We start from the raw sequence: 25,129 nt of genomic DNA on the forward strand, positions 1-25,129 counted from the left end.
CTGTTCCCATGCCGAACACAGAAGTTAAGCTCTTTAGCGCCGATGGTAGTTGGGCTTACGTTCCGCGAGAGTAGGACGTTGCCGGGCAAATTATTATAAAATTGATGCGATGAGCCGCACTCGAGACCTGTTAGGTCTCTTTTTTTTGATTTAATTTAAAGGAGTAATCTTTCTATTTCTATACATACAAATGGGAGTAGGACAGAAATCTCATTTTATTAAAAAGATTTCGTAGTCCCACCCCGGCAAGGATGACTAGGTATGAAAAAAGCTTGATATAAGCGCATTTTCATACCAGTCAGCTACTGCCAATACAAAAAGAGAGTCTGGGACAATTATTTATGTCCCAGACTCATTTGTATTATATGAGTAATGAGTAAAGCATCTTATTTTGATTAATATAAATGTATTTAGGATCAAATTCACTAACATTTTTATAAAGCTGATCAAGATCATTGTGGTCTTTTAATTGTATACCGATAATAACGGTACCTGTATTTTGACTCGATTTCTTTAAGTACTCGAATTTAGTAATATCATCATTCGGTCCTAAAACATCATTAACAAATTCTCTTAAAGCACCAGGTCTTTGAGGGAAATTAACAATAAAGTAATGTTTCATATCTTCAAATAGCAATGAACGTTCTTCTATTTCCTTCATTCTATTAATATCATTGTTGCCACCACTGACGATACATACTACATTTTTACCTTTAATTTCATTTTTGTAATGGTTTAATGCCGATACACTTAAAGCACCTGCAGGCTCAGCTATAATAGCTAATTTCGAATACATATCTAAGATTGTGCTACACACTTCACCTTCATCGATTGCGACAAAATTATCTACAACGTTTTTAGCGATATCAAATGTTAATTCGCCAACTTTACCTACTGAAGCACCATCTACGAATTTATCTATATCTGTAAGTGCTACAACTTTATTAGCTTTCACAGATTGTGCCATACTGCTAGCACCTAATGGCTCAACACCAATTAATTGTGTAGAAGGGCTCTTATCTTTTAAATAAGTACCAACTCCAGAGATAAGGCCGCCGCCTCCAACTGCTGCAAAACAATAATCAAAATTTATATTTTCTTCAGAAGAAAAGTCTAGGATTTCTTTTGCTATAGTACCTTGTCCTGCAATCGTATTTAAATTATTAAATGGATCAATAAATGATAAATTAAATTTATTAGTGTACTCTAGTGCGTGTTTTAGACAATCATCGAATGTATCACCGATCAATTCAATTTGCACGAATTCTCCACCATGAAATTTAACTTGATTTATTTTTTGTGACGGAGTAGTAACAGGCATGAATATTACAGCTTTAATACCTAAATACTTAGCTGTAAATGCAACACCTTGTGCGTGATTACCTGCACTTGCGCAACTTACACCATTAGCACGTTGTTCATCAGTTAGTTGATTAATCGCGTAATACGCGCCTCGTAATTTAAAAGATCTTACCCATTGCATATCTTCACGTTTTAGATATACATTACAATCAAATTTTTGAGATAAGTATAAGTCTTTTTCAAGTGGTGTTTGTTTGACGGTATCTTTAAGTTTTAAAAATGCATCTTCGATATCATCGGTACTTAATCGAGTTTTTAAGGTCATTCTATCACTCCTATATTAGTTGTGCGTTTTTTCATATTCATTAATTTGGTCTTCATATGTTAATGTAATTGCGATATCATCTAGTCCATTAACGAGTTTATTTTTCCATGTTGCATCAATATCGAAGTGATATTTAGCTTCTGGTGTTATAATTTCTTGATTTGGTAAATCTATTGTAATTTCACTATGTTGAGCAATTGATTCTCTATCTGTTTTATTTTCAATAGCAATAGGAAGCATACCGTTTTTAGTACAGTTCATGTAAAAGATATCACTAAAGCTACCAGCTATTATAATAAGAAAACCAAAGTCTTTTAAAGCCCATGCAGCGTGTTCTCTTGATGAACCACAACCGAAGTTATCTCCAGAAATTAAAATAGATGCGCCTTTATATTCAGGTTTATTTAAATTGAATTCTGGATTTTCTGAGCCATCTGAAAGGTAGCGCCATTCATCGAATAAAAATGGTCCGAATCCTGTTTTAGAAATACGTTTTAAAAATGCTTTAGGAATAATTTGATCTGTATCAATATTATTATTTAATAGAGGTACAGTTTTACCATTAAATATATTAATAGGTTCCATTTAAATGACCACCTTTCTTGTATCTACAAATCTACCATTAATTGCAGCAGCTGCAGCCATAGCAGGGGATACTAGATGAGTTCTAGCTCCTTTACCTTGTCTTCCTTCGAAGTTACGGTTACTTGTAGATGCACAGTGTACTCCATCAGGTACTTGGTCTGGATTCATACCTAGACACATTGAACATCCAGGTTCTCTCCAATCAAAACCAGCGTCTTTAAATATTTTGTCTAGACCTAATGCCTCGGCTTGAAGTTTAACACTTCTTGAACCAGGGACAACAATAGCTGTTATATTAGAGTGGACGGTATGACCATCTACGATTTTACTTGCTTCGATTAAGTCTGAAAGTCTAGCATTTGTACATGAACCTAGAAATACATATCCTAAAGGAATATCTCTTGCTGTTTGACCTGGTTCAAGTCCCATATAGTTATAAGCTCTTTCATCATTTAAATCATTTATTTCAGGGAAAGGAGTACTAAAACTTACGCCCATCTCGGGACTAGTTCCCCAAGTCACTTGTGGTTCTAAATCGGTCACATCTACATTGATAATTTTATCGTAAGTAGCGTCTTCGTCCGAATAGAGTTCTTTCCATTCTTCTACTTTTTCTTCAAAGTTTTCAGGTTGGTATTCACGACCTTTAACATATTCAAAAGTTGTTTCATCTGGTTTCATCATACCGTATTTTGCGCCAGCTTCAATTGCCATATTACAAATGGTCATGCGTTCATCCATCGTCATATTTTCAATGGCTTCTCCAGCGAATTCTAATGCGTAACCAGTTCCAAAATCTACACCATGTTGATTGATTAAATAAAGAATAAGGTCTTTGGCATAAACACCATTAGGTAAACTTCCATCTACTTGTATTTTTAAGTTTTTAGGTTTAGTTTGCCATAGAGTTTGTGTTGCAAAAACATGTTCTACTTCACTTGTACCAATACCAAAAGCTATAGCACCAAATGCGCCATGTGTAGCTGTATGAGAATCGCCACATACAATTGTTTTTCCTGGTTGTGTTAAACCTGTTTCAGGTCCAACCATGTGCACAATACCTTGTTCATCTGAACCCATATCAAATAACTTTACACCGAAAGCCTCACAGTTTTTTTGCAAAGCTTGAATTTGTTTATTAGCTATTTCATCTCTAATATTGAATATATCAACTGTCGGTACATTGTGATCTAACGTAGCAAATGTACGATCAGGTCGTCGGACTTTCCTATTTTGCAATCTTAAGCCTTCAAAAGCTTGAGGAGAAGTGACTTCATGTATTAGGTGTAAGTCGATATATAATAATTGTGGTTCACCTTCTTTACCGGCTATTATATGTCGATTCCATACTTTATCAAATAATGTTTGACTCATGTCGTTTCCTCCTTTTAAATTGATTTTTTAATAGTTTCGAAGACTTCAGATGTGCTAGATTGTCCACCTAAATCTTTTGTTGAAATACCTTCTTTTATTGTTTTAAATACGATATCTTCTAAATGTTGTGCACATTCTGGTTGATTTAAACTTTCACGTATTAACATTGCTAAAGATAATAACATGCCACTTGGATTTGCTATATCTTTTCCAGCGATATCAGGAGCTGAACCATGAATAGGTTCATATAAACTAGGTCCGTCTTCTCCAAAGCTAGCTGAAGGTGATAATCCTAATGAACCTGGGATAACCGATGTTTCATCGCTTAAAATATCACCAAATAAGTTTTCAGTTACAATTACATCGAATTGTCTTGGATTTGTTATAAGATGCATGCTGCAAGCATCTACGAGTAAATGATTTAAAGTTACATCAGGATATTGTTTTGAAACTGTTTCTAATGTTTGTCTCCATAATTTTGAAGAACTTAATACATTTTCTTTATCTACTGAAGTTACAACTTTATTTCTATGTTGAGCTAGTTTAAAAGCAACATGTGCTATTCGTGTTATTTCATCAACTGAATAAGCTAGAGTATCTACAGCTTTATTTTCATCGAAATATTTTGGTTCGCCAAAATATAAACCGCCTGTTAATTCTCTAACGATGATAAAATCTGTATTTTTTACTAATGATTCTTTAAGTGGAGAAAGGTGTGCAGTTGATTCAGTAACAATTGTAGGCCTAATATTAGCAAAAAGTTTAAGTGCTTTTCTGATACCTAATAGTCCATGTTCAGGTCTGTTTTTAGGATCTGTCCATTTAGGTCCTCCAACAGCACCTAACAAAATAGCATCACTGTTTTTACATGCTTCTAATGTATCAGGAGGTAAAGGTTCGCCATGTTTATCTATGGCGATACCTCCAAAATCTTTTGATACTACTTCATATTCAAAATTAAATTTCTTTGACAGGATTTCTAAAATTTCTAAACTACCTGTTAAAATCTCTGGGCCTATACCATCACCGGGTAGGGCAGTGATTTTGTATGTCATGACTTCACGCCTTCTTTCAATGTAGTTTCACTATGTTTCGCATGTGCTTCAACATAAGCTTTGCATGAAGCATATAAAATATCGTAATCAATACCGATACCTGTATATGTTTCATCTTCAAATTCAACTTGTACATGAACTTCAGCTTGAGCGTCCGTTCCTTCAGTAATTGATTCAATTCTATATTGTTGAAGAGTAGGTGAATAATCAAAAATTCTATCTATGGCATTATAAATTGAAATGATAGAACCAGATCCAATCGATGAATCTTGATAAGTTTTACCTTCTTTATCTTCAATAACGACGACTGCGCTTTGCAGGCCGTTAGATACGAATTGCAGTTGAAGAGCATTAACTTTATAATACGCATTTTCTTCATGTTCACTACCGCGTAAAATAGCGTGTATATCACGATCAGTTACTTGTTTTTTCTTATCTGCAATAGATTTAAACTGTTTAAATACTTCGACTTGTTCGTCTGGTGTTAAGTCGTAGCCTAGTTCTATTAGTTTTTCACTGAAAGCATGTTTACCGGATAATTTACCTAGAGGTAATGAATTTTTTACAACACCGACGAGTTGTGGTGTCATAATTTCATATGTCTCTGGATTTTTCAAAATGCCATCTTGATGAATACCTGATTCATGGCTAAATGCATTTTGTCCAACAATGGCTTTATTTCTAGGAACTTGAAAGCCTGAATAACGACTGACCATGTCACTTGTATTTTTTGTTTCTTCTAAATTAATATTAGTAGAAAGGTTGTAATGGTCTTTTCTTACATACAATGCAAGTGCAATTTCTTCGAGTGCAGTATTACCAGCACGCTCTCCGATACCATTTATTGCACCTTCAACTCTACGAGCGCCATTTTCAAAAGCAGCAAGGCCGTTTGCTACGGCCATGCCTAGGTCATCGTGACAATGAGAGCTATAAATCACTTCATGGTCACTTTCAACTGATTCAATAATTGTCTTAAAGAGTTGACCATATTCTAAAGGATACGAATAACCTACAGTATCTGGAATATTGATTATATTAGCACCAGCATCAACAGCAGTTTGAATTGCTTTTATTAAAAATGGTAAAGGTGTTCTTGTAGCATCTTCAGGTGAAAACTGTACGTTTTCGAATAATGTTTTAGCATATGTGATATTCTCTTTAATCGATGCTAATACTTCATCTTCAGTCATTTTTAATTTGAATTCTAAATGGATAGGGCTAGTTGCTAAAAATACATGAACTTGTCTATGTTGAGCTAACTTTGTAGATTCATGTACAGCATCAATATCTGATTTTTTACATCTAGCTAAACCACATACAGCTGTTGTTGTTAATGCTTGTGAAATACTTTCCACTGATTTAAAACTACCTTCACTAGAAGCGGGGAATCCTGCTTCGATAACATCTACTCCCCATTTTTCTAGTTGTTTAGCAATTTTGAGACGTTCTTCGAATGAAAAGTTTACTCCAGGTGTTTGTTCTCCGTCTCTTAAAGTTGTATCGAATATTTGAATATGATCTGGCATAATTATCCTCTCCTTAAGTTACTATGATTTATTTGGACTGAATGCTTTTAGCTTTAACAAATGGCATCATGTCACGTAAATCTCTACCAACTGATTCAATTTGATGACCTTGTTGTTCTTTACGCATTCTTAAGAACTCTTTAAAGCCATTTTCATTATCTTTAATGAAGCTATCACTGAATGCTCCTGATTGAATATCTTTTAATACTGCTTTCATGTTGTCTTTAACATCTGGTGTAATAACGCGTTCTCCTGAAACATAGTCACCGTACTCAGCAGTATTTGAAATAGAGTAACGCATGTTTTCCATTCCGCCTTCATACATTAAATCAACGATTAATTTCATTTCGTGTAATACTTCGAAATAAGCAATTTCTGGTTGATATCCAGCTTCTACTAGTGTTTCAAATCCTGATTGGATTAACTTAGTAACACCGCCACATAATACAGCTTGTTCACCAAACAGGTCTGTTTCAGTTTCTTCTTCAAATGAAGTACCAATTACACCAGCACGAGTTGCTCCAATTCCTTTTGCATAGCTAAGCGCTAATTGAGTTGCTTTACCTGAAGCATCTTGGTACACAGCATATAAAGCTGGTACTGCGCTGCCTTCTGTAAATGTACGTCTTACAAGATGACCTGGTCCTTTAGGTGCTACTAGGAACACATCAACATTTTCAGGTGGTTGAATGACTTTGAAATGAATGTTAAATCCATGGGCAAATACTAATGCATTATTTGCTTCTAAATTAGGTTCAATTTCTTCTTTATATACTTGTCCTTGGATTTCATCTGGTAATAGAATCATTACAACGTCAGATTGTTTAACTGCTTCGTTAACTGGATATACTTCAAAGCCATCTTCTTTAGCTTGATCGAATGATTTACCTGGACGAATACCGATAACTACATCATATCCGTTATCTTTTAAGTTTTGTGCATGTGCATGTCCTTGAGAACCATACCCAACTACTGCAATTTTTTTACCTTGTAATGCGTCTTCTGTTACCGAGTTGTCATAAAATACTTTAGTCATAATAAAATGCCTCCAATAGTTAATTTGTTTTGTTTTTATAGTAATCCTGCAGAACCTGTTCGTGACACTTGTGTCACTGGATATATATCTAAATCATCCAATAGATTTTCTATTGTTTGATGGGTTCCAAAAGCTTGTAAATAGATGTGTTCTTCAACATCTTTTAAAATTGTGAGCTGTTCTTTATAAGGTTCGATCACTGATTCGAATTCTTGATAATTGCTAGGATGACCGAGCTTTATAAGAATCAACTCACGATTAAATAAATTTGTTTCTGTAATATCTAAAGCTGAAATTACGTTCACTTGTTTTTCTAATTGTTTAATGATCGTTTCGATACTACTTTCATCTGAAACATCGACGATAAATGTAATGTTAGTAATGCCTTCAGTTTCAGTTGGCGTTGCTGAAAGAGTAACAATGTTGTACTGTCTCCTTACAAAAATACTTGTAAGCCGGTTGAGTGTGCCCGCTCTATCGAGCACTAATGTCTTAATTGTTCTTTTCATTATTCCACGCCCTCCATCTTATAATTTGGTTGTCCACTTGGAACCATTGGTAGTACTGGTTCAGAAGGGGATATTCTAATTTCGATAAGAGCAGAGCCTTTATGTGCAAATGCTTCATCAAGTGTTGATTCTAATTTCTCATTTGAATCAATCATGAAACTTTTAACGCCATAACTTTCTGAAAGCTTCATGAAATCAGGTTGTCCAGAAAATACTGAATGTGAGAAACGTTGACTGTAAAATTTATCTTGCCACTGTTTTACCATCCCTAGTGTTCCATTATTGATAAGAACAATTTTAATATCGTTATCAAATTCGTTAAGAATAGCCATCTCTTGATTAGTCATTTGGAATCCACCGTCACCAACAAAGGCAACAACTGTCTTATCAGGATATGCAAATTTCGCACCCATTGCAGCTGGAATTCCGAATCCCATTGTTCCAAGACCACCACTTGTAATGATTTGTCCATGTGTTTTAAACGGATAATATTGAGCGACCCACATTTGGTGTTGACCTACATCTGTAGAAACTAATGCATCACCGTCAGTGATTTTACCAATATACTCGATTGCTTGTTGTGGTTTAACAAAGTCATCTGTAGGTGTATCGTATCTGAATGGGTAAGTCGCTTTATTTGATAGACAATGTTCGTACCATTCGTTATGAATTAATTCATGAGCATCATATTCTAACAATGCTTCTAGAGTGAGCTTTGCATCGGCAATAACACCTAAATCAGTAGGTATAATTTTATTGATTTCACTTGGATCGATATCGACATGAATAACTTTAGCGTCTTGAGCAAACTCATCAGGTTTACTTGCTAATCTATCGTCAAATCTACTGCCAAAGTTAATCAACAAATCACATTCTGTAAGTGCCATATTACTTGCGTAAGAACCATGCATGCCGCCCATACCTAAGAATAATGGGTCAGAGTAGGGAATTGACCCTAATCCTAATAAAGTATTCACTACTGGAATTTTAAATTTGTTAGCAAATTCAGTGAGTTCTTTAGAAGCTTCTGCATGATTCACACCAGCTCCAGCTAAAATAATTGGTCTTTTAGCTACACTCATCATTTGAATGATTTGCTCAATTTCTTTATCTTCAGGATTTAAATTAAGCTGATAACCTGGTAAATCTAAATCTCTTGGTTCAACTTCAACTGTTTCTAATACGCCGATATCTTTAGGAAAATCGATTACAACTGGTCCCTTGCGACCAGTAGAAGCAATATGAAAAGCTTCGTCTATAATCTTTGGAATATCTTTTACATCTGTTACTTGATAGTTATGTTTTGTAATTGGTGTTGTCATAGAAAGTAAATCCGCTTCTTGGAAAGCATCTTTACCAATACCTGGTCTATGCACTTGTCCAGTAATAACGATCAAAGGGATAGAGTCACTCATTGCATCTGCAATACCTGTGATTGTATTTGTAGCACCAGGTCCACTTGTTACAACAACCACGCCTGGTTTACCAGTAACTCTTGCATATCCTTCCGCGGCATGAACAGCACCTTGTTCATGCCTAGTTAAAATGTGAGGAACTTTACCATCATAAAAAGCATCATATAATGGAAGAACAGCGCCTCCAGGATAACCAAAGATATAATCAACTTTTTGATCAATAAATGATTGTACGAGTAATTCTGCTCCTGTGTAAGTTATTGTTTTTTCCTTAGTTGCTTCATCGGGTTCATTATAAGATTTAGTAGTTAGTGCCATGATAATCACTCCTTAAATTAATTCATCTGGTACTTTCATAATGCCACCTGTATTTGCACTTGTAACAAGGGCAGTATATCTAGCTAAATAGCCAGTTTTTACTTTTGCTTTAAATGGTTTGATATTTTGTTTTCTTTCGTGTAATTCAGCGTCAGAAACATTAACATCTAATTTACGATTAACTAAATCAATTACGATTTCGTCTCCATCGTTAATTAATCCAATAGGGCCACCAGCAGCAGCTTCAGGTGAAATGTGTCCGACAGCAACACCTCTTGTTGCACCAGAGAATCTTCCGTCAGTAATAAGTGCAACATCTTTACCTAAACCTCTACCTACGATGGATGAAGTAGGGGCTAACATTTCTGGCATTCCTGGTCCACCTTTAGGACCTTCATATCTAATAACAACTACGTGACCTTCACGTACTGTATGATTATCAATTGCTTCAACCGCTTCATCATGTGAGTCGAAGCAAATCGCTTTACCGACGAATTTACTAATAGATGGATCAACTCCGCCGACTTTAATAGCTGCACCATCTGGAGCGATATTTCCAAATAATATTGATAAACCTCCAGTTTTTGAAAATGCGTTTTCTTTTTTATGGATAACATCGAGGTTTTTAATTTCTCTATTCTCGTTGTTTTCTCTTAATGTTTTACTAGTTACGGTAATTCTATCTGGATGTAATACATTATCCATAGTCAGTAATTCACCGATGATTGCTGGAACACCACCAGCTTCATGTACATCATGCATTGAGTAAGATGAGCTTGGGGCAATCTTAGATAAGTACGGTGTACGTTTAGCAATTTCGTTTACTCTGTTTAAATCGTAATCAATTCCTGCTTCATTTGCTAAAGCTAATGTGTGTAGAACTGTGTTAGTAGAACCACCCATTGCCATATCTAAAGCAAATGCGTCATCGATAGCATCTTTTGTTACGATATCTTTTGGTTTAATATCATTTTTAACTAAATCCATTAACTTGAATGCAGCATCTCGAATTAATTCTTTTCTTTGTTCACCAACTGCAATTGCTGTTCCGTTATAAGGTAGAGCTAAACCTAGCACTTCCATTAAACAGTTCATTGAGTTAGCAGTAAACATACCTGCACAAGAACCACAAGTAGGACACGCGTTTTGTTCCATATCCAAGAATTCTTCTTTACTCATTGATCCATCTTTAAATGCACCAACTGCTTCGAACATTGAAGATAGGTTTAATGCTTTTCCTGTTGAAGATAAACCTGCTTTCATCGGTCCACCTGAACAGAAAATAGCTGGTACGTTTGTTCTAACTGATGCTAGTAACATTCCTGGTGTGATTTTGTCACAGTTTGGCATGTAGAATACGCCGTCAAACCAGTGAGCGTTAATAACTGTTTCTGCTGCATCTGCGATAACTTCTCTACTTGGTAATGAGTAGCGCATGCCAATATGTCCCATTGCAATGCCATCGTCTACACCAATCGTATTAAATTCGAATGGAATACCACCTGCTTCTCTGATTGCTTCTTTAGCAACATCAGCTAACTCTCTTAGATGAACATGTCCTGGGACAATGTCGATGTAAGAGTTACAGATAGCAATAAACGGTTTGTTCATATCTGTTGGGTCTTTAATTTGTCCTGTTGCATGTAATAAGCTTCTTGCAGGTGCTTGTTGGTCACCTTTTTTGATCATGTCACTTCTCATATTTACACTCCTCTAGAAAATAAAAAAACAGCCTCCCAATATAATGGGACGCTGTTTACGAGTCCCATTCAAGTAGAAATAGGACTTAAACCATACAGTAAATTGCAAGTTACTGTTGTTCGAGTCCTACTGAGCGTAATAAAATTACTATTAAGCTATATTCAGTTGTCGGTTTATGTGCCGTCATATAGAATTTCATTACAACTCGTCCTTTCTTCTTAAATGAGAATCTTTATTTTTCGATATATTTTGAATAATTAAAAAATTTATGTACTAAATTTAACCCATATTTCGGGACATGTCAACAGAAGATTTGGATTTTTCTAAATATTTAGACAATGTAAGCGCTTTAGTGATAAAAAACCATTCATTACCCAATTTTTTAATTATTTGTTATAATAATTCAGTTAGTTTAACTTAGTAAAATTAAAGGTAGGTGTTACATTTGTATATTGAAGTTCAAACATTAGATCAAACTAAAAATATTGCAGAAAAATTAGCAAAGCATGTATCGAAAAATGATGTCATTTTGCTTAATGGTGATTTAGGGGCAGGTAAAACGACATTTAGTCAATTTTTTGGTAAAGCTTTAGGCGTTAAGCGAAATATTAATTCACCTACCTTTAATATAATTAAATCATACAAAGGAAAATTGCCTTTTCATCATATGGATTGTTATAGATTAGAAGATAGCGATGAAGATTTAGGTTTTGATGAGTATTTTAATGGTGATGGTGTTACATTAATCGAATGGAGTACATTCATTGAAGATTATCTACCTGAAGAGAGATTAGAAATTAATATTAAGAGATTAGATGAGCATACAAGAACGTTTGAAATTGTTTCAAAAGGTGAACACTATAAACAATTGAAGGAGTTGTTAAATAATGACGACATTACTGATTGATACTTCCAATCAACCATTAGCCGTTGCAATTACGAATGAAAACCAAATATTACTTAATCATCAATCAAATAAAAAAAAGAATCACTCGTTACAATTGATGCCAGTAATTGAGAATCTGTTAAAAGAAGCCAATATTGTACCTAAAGATTTAACTGAAATTGTAGTAGCAAATGGACCAGGTTCTTATACGGGATTAAGGATTGGTATCACTACAGCTAAAACTTTATCATATGCACTTAATATACCAGTTTATGAAGTGTCTTCTTTAAAAGCCTTGGCACATACAACTGATATAAAAGAAACGCTAATCGTCCCTATATTTGATGCAAGACGTAATCATGTCTTTACTGGTGTATATAAGTATGAAGATAATGTATTAACAAATGTAATGGAAGATACTTACATCTCTATAGAAGCACTTAAAGAATACTTGGAGTCATTAAACAAAACATATATATATGTAGGGAAAGATGCTGAGAAGCTCCAAGATCAATTAGCAGGTGAAATAAAATCTTATTTACCAGATGCTTCTAGAATGTATGATATTAAAGAAGAACCTGTTAAAAATGTACACGAACTAAAACCACGATATTTAAAATTATCAGAGGCGGAACAAAATTGGAAAAACAATCAGACAACACGTTAGAAATTAGAAAAATGTCAATGGAAGATGTCCCTCAAGTTTATGAAATAGAAAAGCAGAGTTTCACTAATAGTTCGTGGTCGATGGAAGCTTTTTATCATGAATTAGAGAAGAATGAATTTGCTCATTATTTTGTAGTATCGCTAGGTGAAGAAATTATTGCTTATTGTGGTTTGTGGCTCGTGATAGATCAAGCACAAATTACGACGATTTCAGTAAGTAGAAATTATAGAAATAGCGGAGTCGGTCAATTGTTATTAGAATACGTAATGAATTTTGCGAGTTCAACATGCACAACAATGAGTTTAGAAGTAAGAATTGAAAATGATGTAGCAAGACATGTATATGAAAAAGCAGGGTTTACGTATGGTGGCGTCAGAAAAAATTATTATGGCGACGGAGAGGATGCAAAAGTAATGTGGGTGAGTCTAAAAAATGTGTGAATCTATAATATTAAGTATTGAAACAAGTTGTGATGAAACTGCAGCTAGTGTGATTAAAGATGGTAAAGAAATATTAAGTAACGAAGTCGTAACACAGATGATGACACATAAGAAGTTTGGTGGAGTAGTACCTGAAGTAGCGAGTAGACAACATGTAGAAGTGATTACTCGAGTAGTCGATGAAGCTTTGAAAAATGCAGAGATGACTATGGAAGAGATAGATGCCATTGCTGTTACAGAAGGTCCAGGATTAATTGGGGCATTATTGGTAGGTGTAGCGAGTGCTAAAGCTTTAGCATTTAGTTACCAAAAGCCATTAATCCCAGTACACCATATTGCTGGTCACATATACGCTAACAATCTAATTCAGCCTCTACAATTCCCATTAATGGCGCTAATTGTATCAGGTGGTCATACAGAATTAATTTATATGGAAGATCATTTAAACTTTGAAATAATAGGTGAAACAAGAGATGATGCTGTAGGCGAAGCATATGATAAAGTAGCTAGAACAATAGGATTACCTTATCCAGGTGGACCAGAAGTAGATCGATTAGCAGAAATTGGGCAAGATAATTTAAATTTCCCAAGAGTATGGTTAGAAAAAGATAGTTATGATTTTAGTTTTAGTGGTTTGAAAAGTGCTGTTATAAATACACTTCATAACAAACGACAAAAAAATGAAGAAATTATACCCGAAGACGTAGCAACAAGCTTTCAAAATAGTGTTGTAGAAGTTCTTGTAGGTAAAACGATGTCTGCCATTAAAGAATATAAAGTAGACCAGCTAGTCGTGGCAGGAGGAGTTGCCGCAAACAAAGGGCTTAGAAAAGTATTGGCGCAAGAATGTGAAAGAGAACAAATAGAATTAAAAATACCACCTCTAAATCTCTGTACAGATAATGCTGCGATGATTGGTTCAGTAGCTCATTACCTTTATGTAAACGGTAAGACAGCGGACATGAAGCTTAATGGAAAAAGTTCATTAGATATAGAAATGATGGATTAGAGTTGTTTTTAAACAATAAATTTTCTATTGGCAAGCTTGCACGAAATAAATCGTAAAGTATAAAAAATAGGCATATCACTTTTAAACTGAAATAATCAGTTAAGTGATATGCTTATTTTTGTTTCAAATAGGCATGTATATGATAAATCTATTAAATACTATAAGTATTAAGATAATGCTATTGTTTTCGTGAATACTTACCTTCACTATTTGTGTAATCAGTGTAGTCTTGTATTCTTTCCTCATATTCATCTTTAGTTATAATTTTAAGATTTAGTAATTCTTTAGCCTGGGTTGAATAGCGCTCTATATTTTCATTATTTTCTTTCATGAACTACCATCCCTTCTGTTTCATGTCAGACCAACGATTAGTGAAATTAGCCAATTTAATAAAATATATAAATTTTGAAAATTAAAAAGAAATTGGTTAACTGAATTATAAGGCTTTTTAGATTTTAAATCTACTAATATTTTCTATATTATTAAAAAATTATGTTTAAATATATTTTTAATTAATAATCTTTACCTTCTTAGTATGAAGTACATGCTTAATTAATAAAGTCAATACGGAACATTTGTACTTGTGCACAAGTTAAGCACATTTTGTGGATAAACTAGGTATATCTTTTTAAATATTTGTGGATAACTTATTATTAAAAAGAATGGTTGTACAATTTACCTGTGGATAAGTAGGATAACTCTGTGGACTACTAGTAAAACAAGACTTTTTAATGTGAATAAAAATGTGGCTAAATATAAAAAATAAAAGTATTAGAGTGTAAAAATAACTCTAATACTTTTAAATTAATCTAATTGATTTTGTATTTCTTCCCAATTATTCATACTTTCTTCGAGCAGATGTTCTGTATCTATTCTTTGTTTATTAATTTGATTACTCTTTTCAATATCATTAAATACTTCAGGCAAAGTAAGTTGATATTCATAATCTTCTATAAGTGATTCATATTCAGATATATTACTTTCTATTTCTTCAAGTTGTCTTTCTAATTTTCTTTTTTCTTTCTTTTGTTGTTTCTGATTAATATAGAAGTCATCATCATTAGTAGAAGCGGTTTGCTTTTTGTTACTTTGTTCATAGTTTTCGATTGCTTCTCGTTGCTCTAATTTTTCTAAGTAATATTGATAATCTCCCTGGAATAATTCGTTACCATCAGCAGTAATATTAAATATTTTGTTAGCAAGTTCATTAATAAAGTAACGATCATGAGTTACAAATAAGAGTGTACCTTCATAATTTTGTAGAGCTTGTTCTAACATTTCTTTTGAATCAATATCTAAATGGTTTGTAGGCTCATCTAAAATGAGTAAGTTATTTTTTTCTAACATGAGTAATGCAAGCTGTAATCTAGCTTTTTCTCCACCGGATAAATCATTGATTATTTTTTTAACTTCTTCTTGTGTAAATAAAAAACGCCCAAGAATCGTTCTAATATCTTTTTCTGGCATATGAGAATATTGATTCCAAACATAATCTAAAATCGTTAAATTAGATTTAAATTCAGCTTGTTTTTGATCGTAATAACCGATTTGGACATTGGAACCATAACGTATATCACCAGATAATGATTCTAGTTTTTGGGCAATCGTTTTTATTAATGTGGATTTCCCAATACCATTTGGACCGATTATAGCAATTCGGTCGTGTCTTTTTACCTCTAAATTTATAGGGGGTGTAATGCGATCAGAGTAGCCAATTTCTAAGTTTTTAACAGATAAAACATCTTCACCCGTTGAACGGTTAATTTCAAAAGCTATTTGAGCGCTTTTAGCATCTAACCTTGGTTTTTCGATTTTTTCCATTCTTTCAAGAACTTTTCTACGACTTTTTGCCATACCACTTGTTGATGCTCTCGTTATATTTTTCTCAACAAATGTTTCTAATTTTTTAATTTCACTTTGCTGTCTTTCATATTCAGCCATTACTTTTTCATAATGGGCATCTCTTTCTTTTAGAAATTTACTATAATTGCCGATATAACGCTTAACAGAACCAAGTGCCACATCATATACTTGATTAACAATTTTATCTAAGAAATATCTATCATGACTGATGATGACAATAGCACCCTTAAAGTGTATTAAATAATTTTCCAACCATTCTGTAGTTTCCATATCTAAATGGTTTGTAGGTTCATCAAGCAGTAATAAATCAGGTTCGCGTAATAACATTTGAGCCATTGATAACCTTGTTTTTTGACCACCGCTAAATGAATGTATTTCTCTATCAAAATCTTCTTCAGTAAAATTCAAACCTGTTAACACTGTTTTTATTTTACTTTCATATTGATACCCATCTAATAGTTCATATTGATTAGATAAATATTCATATTGCGATAACTGTTCTTTATATTCTTCGCTATCATACTGTTCAGCATGTTCGCTTAACCATTTTGTTAAGTTATTCATTTTCTGTTCAAGCTTTATGATATGTTCGAAAGGTTTTCTCATTTCATTCATAACAGTATCGGAAGAATCTAATGTCATTTGTTGAGTTAAATAACCCATTGAAACATTTTTACCTTTAGAAAAGTTTCCAGAGTCATATGATTCAGTGCCAGCAATAATTTTCATCAATGTGGTTTTTCCTGCACCATTTCTGCCGACGATAGCTATTCTTTCGCCTGTTTTGACTTCAAAATCGACATCTGAAAATATTATGTCGCCGTCAAAAGACTTTTCTAATTTATTTATTTGTAAAAGTATCATATCTACACCTCTCTATTACTTATTATTCTACATGAAAACACTAAAGAAATGTATCTTATTTGCATACAATATTTGTATAGTTATTTCAAGAAAAGTTTGATATAATTAACCCAATAGATGTGAACGCAATCACATTATTTTATAGTAGAAAAGGTGAGGATTTTGGCGAAGAATGATGTGAAGATCCCAAAAGCAACTTTGAAACGATTGCCACTGTACTATCGATTTGTAAGCACTTTGCATAATTCAGGTGTGGACCGTGTGTCTTCAAAAGAACTTAGTGAAGGTCTCAAAATTGATTCAGCGACAATTCGTCGTGATTTTTCATATTTTGGAGAACTAGGCAAAAAAGGATACGGCTATAACATCAGTTATTTATTAAAGTTTTTCAGAACAACTTTAGAGCAAGATGATATGACAAAAGTAGCTATTGTTGGTGTAGGTAACTTAGGTACTGCACTCGTTAACTATAACTTTACGGTTAATGATAGAATGCAAATTGTAGCAGCTTTTGATCAATCTGAAGATGTAGTAGGTAATATGGTAGGTAAATTAACGATTGATAGCATGGACGATTTCGAGAAAGTACTTGAAGAACTTGGTATTGAAGTTGTAATATTGACAGTACCACAACAAGCTGCACAGAAAGTTGCAGATAGAATAACAAAAGCAGGTATTACTGGAATACTGAATTTTACACCTCAAAGAGTAAACGTACCTGAGAAAGTTCAAGTACATCATATAGATTTAGGAATAGAACTACAATCTTTAATCTTCTTTATGAAGAATCAATAGGAGGGTATCAAGATGGAAGCATTAGCGTTTATCAATACTGTCGGCATTTCAGGACCAGTTAGTTTATTATTTATAGGGGTAGTTGCACTGATTATTTTCGGACCGAAGAAGTTACCACAATTTGGAAGAGCAATGGGTTCAACTTTGAAAGAATTTAAAGACGCTACAGATGGCATGACAAACTTCGACGATAAGAAAAATAGCGACGAACAAAGTCAGGACAAAGAAGTTAAATAAAGCACGGACATAATGTTCATATAAATGTGGCGGGAATCCTGCCACATCTTTTTTTAGATTGGAGGTAAAGCGGTGAATAAAGACAACTTAACATTTGTCGAACATTTAGAAGAATTGCGTAAACGTATAATGGTAGTTGCTTACTTTCTAATCGGGGGATTAGTAATAGGTTTTTTCTTTGCAAAACCAGTCATTCATTACATTACGAATGATGATTTTACTCAATCATTAGAACTAAATGCTTTCAGAATAACGGACCCTCTTACAATATACATAGCAATGATTGTCGTAATAGCTTTTATAATTGTCTCACCAGTTATCTTATACCAGTTATGGGCTTTCATATCACCAGGATTACATCCAAAAGAACAAAAAGTCACTTTAAGTTATATACCTTTTAGTTTAGGATTATTTATCATTGGATTATTGTTTTCTTATTTTGTTATTTTCCCTTACTTAATTTCGTTTACAATGGGATTGGCAGACGATATGGGCATTAAACAAACGATAGGCATTAAAGAATATTTTAGTGAGTTGTTTAAATTTACTATACCTTTCGGATTTGTATTTCAACTGCCTATACTGCTATTGTTTTTAACACGATTAGGTATTGTGACACCGATGTTTTTAAAGAAAAATAGAAAGTATGCATACTTCATATTGTTAGTCTTAGCTGCTTTAATAGCACCGCCAGACTTTATGACGCATATGCTATTCACGATTCCTATGATTGTACTATATGAAATAAGTATTATGATATCTAAGGTTGGATATAAGAAATATTTAAAAGCAGAACAAAAGCTTATGGAAGAAGAATTAGGCATGGATGAAGATGAAACTGAAAAGAGCTAGGGATGTAAATCCTTAGCTCTTTTTTGGATAGAATTAATCAAAAAGCAAGAGTTGATATTGTTGTTTGATTAAGTATTATATAAATCCAAGTAGTGGCTCCTTATTAGATTTAGTATCTCAATAATCCAAGTACACATACCTTTATTGGATTTACTAAGACAACAATCCAATTAACCATACTCTTATTGGATTAACGATGATAATAATCCAACTAACTACACTCTTATTGGATTAACGATGACAATAATCCAACTAACCATACTTTTATTGGATTTACTAGGACAATAATCCAACTAACCATACTCTTATTGGATTTTCTATTTCAATAATCCAAGTACACATACCTTTATTGGATTTACTAAGACAATAATCCAATTAACCATACTCTTATTGGATTAACTACAACAATAATCCAATTAACCACACTCTTATTGGATTTACTCCAACAATAATTCAATTAACCATACTTTTATTGGATTTACTATAGCAATAATCCAATTAACCATACTCTTATTGGATTAACGAAGACAATAATCCAAGTACACATACCTTTATTGGATTAACGAAGACAATAATCCAATTAACCGTACCTTTATTGGATTAACGAAGACAATAATCCAATTAACCATACTCTTATTGGATTTACTACAACAATAATCCAAGTAATCATTCTTTTATTGGATTAAGTAACACGTAAACTTAAGAATTAACTTTTTTTCTGGTTCAAACCTAAAAGTAATACACTTTCGAATATTTTCACGAGGAAAATCTAAAGTAATATATGATTTAAGAGTCGCCATAATAGCAATAAACTTAAGAAAAATGGAAGATATAAGAACTATAAAACCAAGTCTGAGACACAATTATGTCCTAGACTTGGTTTTATCTTGTGCTGTACAAATTTTGTAATCAAATAGTAACTTGAAAAATCCAGAAATATGATATAATATTATTCCTATCGTTATAATCAGAATAGGAGTTGTTAAATGAAATGATCTGGATGATAATTAGTGGTTTAATTGTTGGTATATTACTTGGCTTCGTTATGCAAAGAACAAGATTTTGTTTAACTGGCGGATTTAGAGATATGTACGTACAGAAAAATAATAAAATGTTTTATGCTTTGTTAATTGCTATTTCAGTTCAAAGTATCGGGTTATTTACTTTAGTAGGTTTAGGCGTATTTAAACTAGAAGCTGCAACATTTCCTCTAGTTGGTACAATAATAGGATCATTTGTATTTGGTATAGGTATTATACTTGCTGGAGGATGTGCAACTGGTACTTGGTATAGAGCTGCTGAAGGGCTTATTGGTAGTTGGGTTGCTTTAGTTCTATATGGTGTAACTGCTGCAATTATGAAATCGGGTCCTTTAAATCCATTACAAGAAAATATAAATTCATATACAGTTGTGAATTCAAATATGGCAGAAACATTAAATATTCCAGTATGGATTTTAATAGTATTATTAGTTGGTATTACAGCTTACTTTGTTACAAAGACATTAAAAAAACCAAAAATAGCTATACCTCAATTGAAACAAAAGCATACGGGTATTAGACATATATTATTTGAAAAGAGATATCATCCATTTGCTGCTGCTGTAGTAGTAGGATTAATTGCACTGATTGCATGGCCAATGAGTGCATCAACAGGTAGAATTGGTGGTTTAGGCATTACAACACCATCAGCAAATATCGTTCAATTTTTAGTTACTGGCGACATGTCATTAATTAATTGGGGTTTATTTCTAGTATTAGGAATCTTTGTTGGTTCTTACATTGCAGCTAAAGGTTCAAGAGAATTCAAATGGAGAATGCCGGATACTAAAACGATTCGCAACAGTGTTATTGGTGGAGCTTGCATGGGTGTAGGCGCATCATTAGCAGGTGGTTGTTCTATAGGTAACGGATTGGTATCAACTGCAGCAATGAGCTGGCAAGGTTGGGTTGCATTACCTTCAATGATTGTTGGAGCATGGTTTATGAGTTACTTTATCTTTGTTAAGCCTAGAAAAGCAAAACAAACAAAAACACAAGTTTCAACTCAAAGTATATAATTAAGGAGTGTTTATAAATGGTACATGAATTAGGTACAGTAGGGATGGTTTGCCCATTCCCATTAATTGAAGCGCAAAATAAAATGGACGAATTACAAGCAGGTGAACAATTAAAAATAGACTTTGATTGTACACAAGCAACTGAAGCATTACCAAATTGGGCAGCGGACAACGGTTATCCCGTAACTAATTATGAACAAGTCGGCGATGCTTCTTGGACAATAACAGTAGAAAAACAATAATTTTATAAATTGTGTTTGGCTGAGACATTTTTGATGTTTCAGCTTTTTATTTATTAAAAAAATAGTTTTATATAATGAAATGAAAGTTATGTATATCTTATATTTTGGTTATTTATTTTTAGAGTAATGGAAACGGTTTTATGATAGAATGTTTCTTTGAGAGGTGTATTCATGAAGACTATAAAAGATATTGCTAAAATGGCAGGTGTATCTAAAAGTACTGTCTCTAGATACTTAAATGGCGGATCAATTAGTAAAGTAACAAGAGAAAAAATACATAGAGTTGTAGAAGAGACAGGTTATAAACCTAATCAGTTTGCGCAAAGTTTGAAAGCTAAAAGAACAGGTTTAATAGGAGCAATCGTGCCTAGATTAGATTCTTATGCGACAACTGAAACATTAAAAGGCATAGAATCTTCATTATTATTACAAGATGTACAAACAATGATTGTAAATACTGATTTATCAAAAGAAAGAGAAATAGAGTCTATTTATACATTGGCCAAAAGAAAAGTAGATGGAATTATATTATTAGCTACACATATTTCAGATGATCATCTCAATGCAATAAATTCAATAGAATGCCCAGTCATTATAGTAGGACAATCTCATGAGCTATTATATTCAATCGTACACGATGATTATCATGCCGGTGAACAAGTAGCGAAGTGGATTATAAAAAACAATTATAAGCATGTCACTTATATAGGTGTTTCTGAATACGATGTCGCAGTAGGTAAGACAAGGAAAGATGGATTATTTGTATCATTAAAAAACAACGGCATTGTACCTAGATTTATTGAAAGTACGTTTAGTATGTCTGATGCACAAGAAGTCGGAAAACATATTGAGGTTCGAGATAATGAAGTTATTGTGGCAGCTACGGACAACATCGCGTTAGGAATTTATCACTCAGTGTTAAACGCTGATTACGATATGCCTAAAATTATTGGCTTTGGTGGTAATAAAATCACAAAAATTATCGCACCTATTATACAAACAGTTTCGTTTAATTATAGAGAAGCGGGTGAAACATCAGTTGAAGTATTACAAAATATTTTAAATGGTGAAGAAGTTAAAAAGCTTAACGTAATAGATACTCACTTTGAAGAGCAGTAAAGAATAAGTTATGATAAAATAACTGAGTAATATAAAATGGAACCGGTTCAAAATTAAAGTAAGGAGAATGGTAATGGTTAATTGGACACGTGAAGAACGATATACAAAATTATCAGATATAACAGAAGAAGAATATTTAGAGCTACAAAAAAAAGTAAATCAGTCTGAATGGCGTCAAATTTTTCATATACAGCCTAAAACAGGGTTATTAAACGACCCTAATGGTTTAATTTATCATAATGGTAAATATCACATATTTCATCAATGGTATCCATTGGGTGCAGTACACGGTATTAAATATTGGTACCATTACATAAGTGATGATTTAATTCATTTTGAAGACAAAGGAATAGCCTTAGCTCCAGACACATCGTATGATAGTCATGGCGTTTATTCTGGTAGTGGTTTTGATTACAATGGTAAATTATATTTAATGTATACAGGTAATGTAAGAGATTCTGAATGGGAACGTACATCTAATCAAATGATAGCAGTAGAACAAGAAGACGGTTCTTTTAAAAAATTAGAAAAACCTGTTATAGAAAGTAGCCCAGAAGGATATACTGAACATTTTAGAGATCCAAAAGTATGGGAACAAAACGGCAAGTATTATGCTATATTTGGTGTTCAAAGAGAAGATGAAACAGGTACAGTTATTGTCTATGAATCAGAAGATATTAAAAATTGGAATTTTAAAGGTGAACTGAAAACAGAATTAAATGAATTTGGATTTATGTGGGAGTGCCCAGATTTATTTGAATTAGATGGACAAGATGTACTCGTTTTCTCACCTCAAGGAATTGAAGCAGTGGACGATCGATTCGAAAATATTTACCAATCAGGATACATAATTGGGAATGTTAACTTAGAAGAACTAACGATGGAACATGGCCAGTTTAAAGAATTGGACCAAGGCTTTGATTTTTATGCACCTCAAACATTTTTAGATAAAGATGGAAAGCGTATATTAATAGGTTGGATGGGGTTGCCTGAAATTGATTATGCGACTGATGATGAAGGTTGGGCACACTGTTTAACACTTCCTAGAGAATTAACGATAGAAAATAACAAACTTAAACAAAGACCAATTAAAGCATTAGAAAAATTGAGAAGTAATGAAGAAACTGCAGAAGGATATGCAAATAAGCATTCCGTGAAATTACACCCGTATGAAGGGAAACAGTATGAGCTCATTATAGACATACTTGATAATGATGCAACTGAAATCTATTTTGAAGTGCGTGTTTCTAAAAAGTGTTCAACGCAAATAATATATAACACAAAAACTAAAAAACTTACTTTAGATCGCTTTGAGAGTGGAGTAGTGAGTGAAGCGGTAGAAAAGGCTACAAGATCCACTGTTTTAGACAATGAGCTAAACCAACTTAGAATATACAGTGATACTTCTAGTTTAGAAATTTTTGTGAATGATGGAGAATGTGTATTCACATCAAGAATATTTCCTGATAATGATGCAGTTAACTTTAGAACATCTACAGAATCAGGACAAGTTTATTTGAAATTTACAAAGTATGATATTGAATTTAATAAATAGTATTAAAACTCTACACCTGTTGTTTTTAAAAAAACAGGTGTTTTATTATGTGTAATAAGTTAGAGGTTTATGAATAAGTTATTACAAAATATTAATTCTGTGTAACATATTATATATAAGCATAGAAAAGGTTTTAATTATCATTTATACTGAAATTGTAAAAAATAACAAGGAGGGGAGATCTTAATGAAGATATTTAGAAATGTATTTTTATCATCCGTGATATTATCTTCAATAGCATTTTCAGGTTATACAGTAAATAATGTTGATGCCAAGGAAACAATTGAAGATAATACGAAAGATACTTCTCCTAATACAAACAACGATGTAAGTAATGAAAAGATAGAGAAGCAAAAAACATCAGAACAAGATAAATCGACAGAAGAAGATAAATCAGAAGAGAAAAATACTGAAAATTCAACAGAAGAACCAAGTACAGAGGAACCGGATAAAGGCGATACGAGTACGGAAGAACCAAGTACCGAAGAACCGGATAAAGGCGATACGAGTACGGAAGAACCAAGTACCGAGGAGCCGGATAAAGGCGATACGAGTACGGAAGAACCAAGTACAGAGGAACCGGATAAAGGCGATACAAGTACGGAAGAACCAAGTACAGAGGAACCAGATAAAGGCGATACGAGTACGGAAGAGCCAAGTACCGAAGAACCAGATAAAGGCGATACAAGTACGGAAGAGCCAAGTACGGAAGAACCAAATAAAGGTGATACAAGTACAGAAGAGCCAAGTACCGAAGAACCAAATAAAGGTGATACAAGTACGGAAGAGCCAAGTACCGAAGAACCTCAAAATAACGGAGGAAATAACAATCAAACTCCACCACCAAATCAATCAAATAAAAATGATTCATCTTCAGAACCACCAAAATCAAATGAATCATCTAACCAATCTAAATCAGACAATTCAAAGGGAAACGATATAGAAAATTCTATACCAACTATGCCTTCTTATCCAAACACAGATGAAATAGGAAACTATCAACAAGACGGTATACAATCATCAGAACATTCTCCAAAATTCATTCCAGGTAATGCTGAAGAATATTATAATAAAATGGATAAAGATGTACTAGATTTAGTTACGAGTAAAGTTGGGACAAGACCAGATTTAGCAGAACCGAAATTTAAAAATCATGAGAAAACGACAGAAACAACTACTGTAGATAATGACCAGACAACTAAAAAAACGACACATGATTTTGAAAATGCAAGTGATAAAAAAGATATAACGAAACAAACTATACTAGGCATTTCAATTGCTATCGTCATTGTATTAGGTGCAATCATCGTCTTTATTATTAGAAGATTAAGAAGAACATGAAATAAAAAACAAGACTGAGACATTTATTTATATCTCAGTCTTGTTTTTTAT

General features: G+C 33.2%; 23 protein-coding genes and 1 rRNA gene. 13 read left to right on the top strand and 11 right to left on the bottom strand.

Annotation, left to right across the window (positions count from 1 at the left end; translation table 11 throughout):
- A 5S ribosomal RNA gene (gene rrf / locus LQ688_RS09060) occupies positions 1-87 on the top strand; the annotation flags it as partial.
- 274 nt (positions 88-361) lie between these two features.
- Here rrf and ilvA read toward each other — a convergent pair.
- Genes ilvA through ilvD form a run of 9 tightly spaced genes read right to left on the bottom strand, consistent with a single transcriptional unit; the run spans position 362 to position 11,149 of the window.
- Complete coding sequence (gene ilvA / locus LQ688_RS09065; protein ID WP_017001165.1) at positions 362-1,627, bottom strand: threonine ammonia-lyase IlvA; 1,266 nt, start codon at positions 1,625-1,627, stop codon at positions 362-364.
- A gap of 15 nt (positions 1,628-1,642) precedes the next feature.
- On the bottom strand, positions 1,643-2,212 hold the full coding sequence (leuD, locus tag LQ688_RS09070) for a 3-isopropylmalate dehydratase small subunit (protein ID WP_017001164.1): 570 nt from the start codon (positions 2,210-2,212) through the stop codon (positions 1,643-1,645).
- Positions 2,213-3,586 carry a 3-isopropylmalate dehydratase large subunit gene (gene leuC / locus LQ688_RS09075; RefSeq protein WP_064204915.1) on the bottom strand — a complete coding sequence of 458 codons (1,374 nt, stop codon included), beginning with the start codon at positions 3,584-3,586 and terminating at the stop codon, positions 2,213-2,215.
- Between the two features lie 14 nt (positions 3,587-3,600).
- On the bottom strand, positions 3,601-4,641 hold the full coding sequence (leuB, locus tag LQ688_RS09080) for a 3-isopropylmalate dehydrogenase (RefSeq protein ID WP_216683971.1): 1,041 nt from the start codon (positions 4,639-4,641) through the stop codon (positions 3,601-3,603).
- Positions 4,638-6,170, bottom strand: a complete 1,533-nt coding sequence (locus LQ688_RS09085; protein ID WP_017001161.1) for a 2-isopropylmalate synthase — start codon at positions 6,168-6,170, stop codon at positions 4,638-4,640. The genes leuB and LQ688_RS09085 overlap by 4 nt, the downstream gene beginning before the upstream one ends.
- Positions 6,171-6,198: 28 nt before the next feature.
- Positions 6,199-7,230 carry a ketol-acid reductoisomerase gene (gene ilvC, locus LQ688_RS09090; protein ID WP_257504811.1) on the bottom strand — a complete coding sequence of 344 codons (1,032 nt, stop codon included), beginning with the start codon at positions 7,228-7,230 and terminating at the stop codon, positions 6,199-6,201.
- Positions 7,231-7,241: 11 nt separating this feature from the next.
- On the bottom strand, positions 7,242-7,715 hold the full coding sequence (gene ilvN, locus LQ688_RS09095; RefSeq protein WP_017001159.1) for an acetolactate synthase small subunit: 474 nt from the start codon (positions 7,713-7,715) through the stop codon (positions 7,242-7,244).
- Complete coding sequence (ilvB, locus tag LQ688_RS09100) at positions 7,715-9,448, bottom strand: biosynthetic-type acetolactate synthase large subunit (protein WP_239752731.1); 1,734 nt, start codon at positions 9,446-9,448, stop codon at positions 7,715-7,717. Before ilvB ends, ilvN begins: the two co-directional genes overlap by 1 nt.
- Before the next feature lie 12 nt (positions 9,449-9,460).
- Positions 9,461-11,149 (bottom strand): dihydroxy-acid dehydratase, encoded by a 1,689-nt coding sequence (gene ilvD, locus LQ688_RS09105; RefSeq protein ID WP_017001158.1) that lies wholly within the window; start codon positions 11,147-11,149, stop codon positions 9,461-9,463.
- A gap of 445 nt (positions 11,150-11,594) precedes the next feature.
- Here ilvD and tsaE point away from each other — a divergent pair, with 445 nt between their 5' ends.
- The 4 genes from tsaE to tsaD are packed head-to-tail and all read left to right on the top strand — an operon-like array spanning position 11,595 to position 14,151.
- Positions 11,595-12,056, top strand: coding sequence for a tRNA (adenosine(37)-N6)-threonylcarbamoyltransferase complex ATPase subunit type 1 TsaE (gene tsaE, locus LQ688_RS09110; RefSeq protein WP_017001157.1), 462 nt, complete (start codon positions 11,595-11,597; stop codon positions 12,054-12,056).
- On the top strand, positions 12,037-12,702 hold the full coding sequence (gene tsaB / locus LQ688_RS09115; RefSeq protein WP_239752732.1) for a tRNA (adenosine(37)-N6)-threonylcarbamoyltransferase complex dimerization subunit type 1 TsaB: 666 nt from the start codon (positions 12,037-12,039) through the stop codon (positions 12,700-12,702). Before tsaE ends, tsaB begins: the two co-directional genes overlap by 20 nt.
- Positions 12,703-12,713: 11 nt before the next feature.
- The gene (rimI, locus tag LQ688_RS09120; RefSeq protein WP_369917454.1) at positions 12,714-13,142 is read left to right on the top strand and encodes a ribosomal protein S18-alanine N-acetyltransferase; all 429 of its coding nucleotides are present in this window, start codon (positions 12,714-12,716) and stop codon (positions 13,140-13,142) included.
- Positions 13,135-14,151, top strand: a complete 1,017-nt coding sequence (tsaD, locus tag LQ688_RS09125) for a tRNA (adenosine(37)-N6)-threonylcarbamoyltransferase complex transferase subunit TsaD (protein WP_135021571.1) — start codon at positions 13,135-13,137, stop codon at positions 14,149-14,151. The genes rimI and tsaD overlap by 8 nt, the downstream gene beginning before the upstream one ends.
- 178 nt (positions 14,152-14,329) lie before the next feature.
- Here tsaD and LQ688_RS09130 read toward each other — a convergent pair whose 3' ends face one another.
- Positions 14,330-14,482 (bottom strand): hypothetical protein, encoded by a 153-nt coding sequence (locus tag LQ688_RS09130; RefSeq protein WP_017001154.1) that lies wholly within the window; start codon positions 14,480-14,482, stop codon positions 14,330-14,332.
- A 473-nt stretch (positions 14,483-14,955) separates the two neighbouring features.
- Positions 14,956-16,878: an ABC-F family ATP-binding cassette domain-containing protein gene (locus LQ688_RS09135; protein WP_210620372.1), complete on the bottom strand. Its 1,923-nt coding sequence runs from the start codon at positions 16,876-16,878 to the stop codon at positions 14,956-14,958.
- A gap of 162 nt (positions 16,879-17,040) precedes the next feature.
- Here LQ688_RS09135 and LQ688_RS09140 point away from each other — a divergent pair, with 162 nt between their 5' ends.
- The 8 genes from LQ688_RS09140 (at position 17,041) to LQ688_RS14035 (ending at position 25,078) form a co-directional block, all read left to right on the top strand.
- Positions 17,041-17,673 (top strand): redox-sensing transcriptional repressor Rex, encoded by a 633-nt coding sequence (locus LQ688_RS09140; RefSeq protein WP_026023746.1) that lies wholly within the window; start codon positions 17,041-17,043, stop codon positions 17,671-17,673.
- Positions 17,674-17,685: 12 nt separating this feature from the next.
- Positions 17,686-17,910, top strand: coding sequence for a twin-arginine translocase TatA/TatE family subunit (locus LQ688_RS09145; RefSeq protein WP_239724895.1), 225 nt, complete (start codon positions 17,686-17,688; stop codon positions 17,908-17,910).
- Positions 17,911-17,982: 72 nt separating this feature from the next.
- Positions 17,983-18,762: a twin-arginine translocase subunit TatC gene (gene tatC / locus LQ688_RS09150; protein WP_070044732.1), complete on the top strand. Its 780-nt coding sequence runs from the start codon at positions 17,983-17,985 to the stop codon at positions 18,760-18,762.
- A gap of 991 nt (positions 18,763-19,753) precedes the next feature.
- On the top strand, positions 19,754-20,821 hold the full coding sequence (locus tag LQ688_RS09155) for a YeeE/YedE family protein (RefSeq protein ID WP_239752733.1): 1,068 nt from the start codon (positions 19,754-19,756) through the stop codon (positions 20,819-20,821).
- Between the two features lie 17 nt (positions 20,822-20,838).
- Complete coding sequence (locus LQ688_RS09160; protein ID WP_017001229.1) at positions 20,839-21,063, top strand: sulfurtransferase TusA family protein; 225 nt, start codon at positions 20,839-20,841, stop codon at positions 21,061-21,063.
- A 171-nt stretch (positions 21,064-21,234) separates the two neighbouring features.
- A complete protein-coding gene (locus tag LQ688_RS09165; protein WP_017001230.1) occupies positions 21,235-22,182 on the top strand; it encodes a LacI family DNA-binding transcriptional regulator in 948 nt (315 codons plus the stop codon).
- A 73-nt stretch (positions 22,183-22,255) separates the two neighbouring features.
- Entirely contained in the window at positions 22,256-23,737 is a 1,482-nt protein-coding gene (locus tag LQ688_RS09170) for a sucrose-6-phosphate hydrolase (RefSeq protein ID WP_135021562.1), read from the top strand.
- Positions 23,738-23,923: 186 nt separating this feature from the next.
- On the top strand, positions 23,924-25,078 hold the full coding sequence (locus LQ688_RS14035) for an SdrH family protein (protein WP_070044730.1): 1,155 nt from the start codon (positions 23,924-23,926) through the stop codon (positions 25,076-25,078).
- The last annotated feature ends 51 nt before the right edge of the window (positions 25,079-25,129 follow it).

Source organism: Mammaliicoccus sp. J-M40 (assembly GCF_022386395.1).
In the GTDB taxonomy this organism is placed as follows: Bacteria; Bacillota; Bacilli; order Staphylococcales; family Staphylococcaceae; genus Mammaliicoccus; species Mammaliicoccus lentus.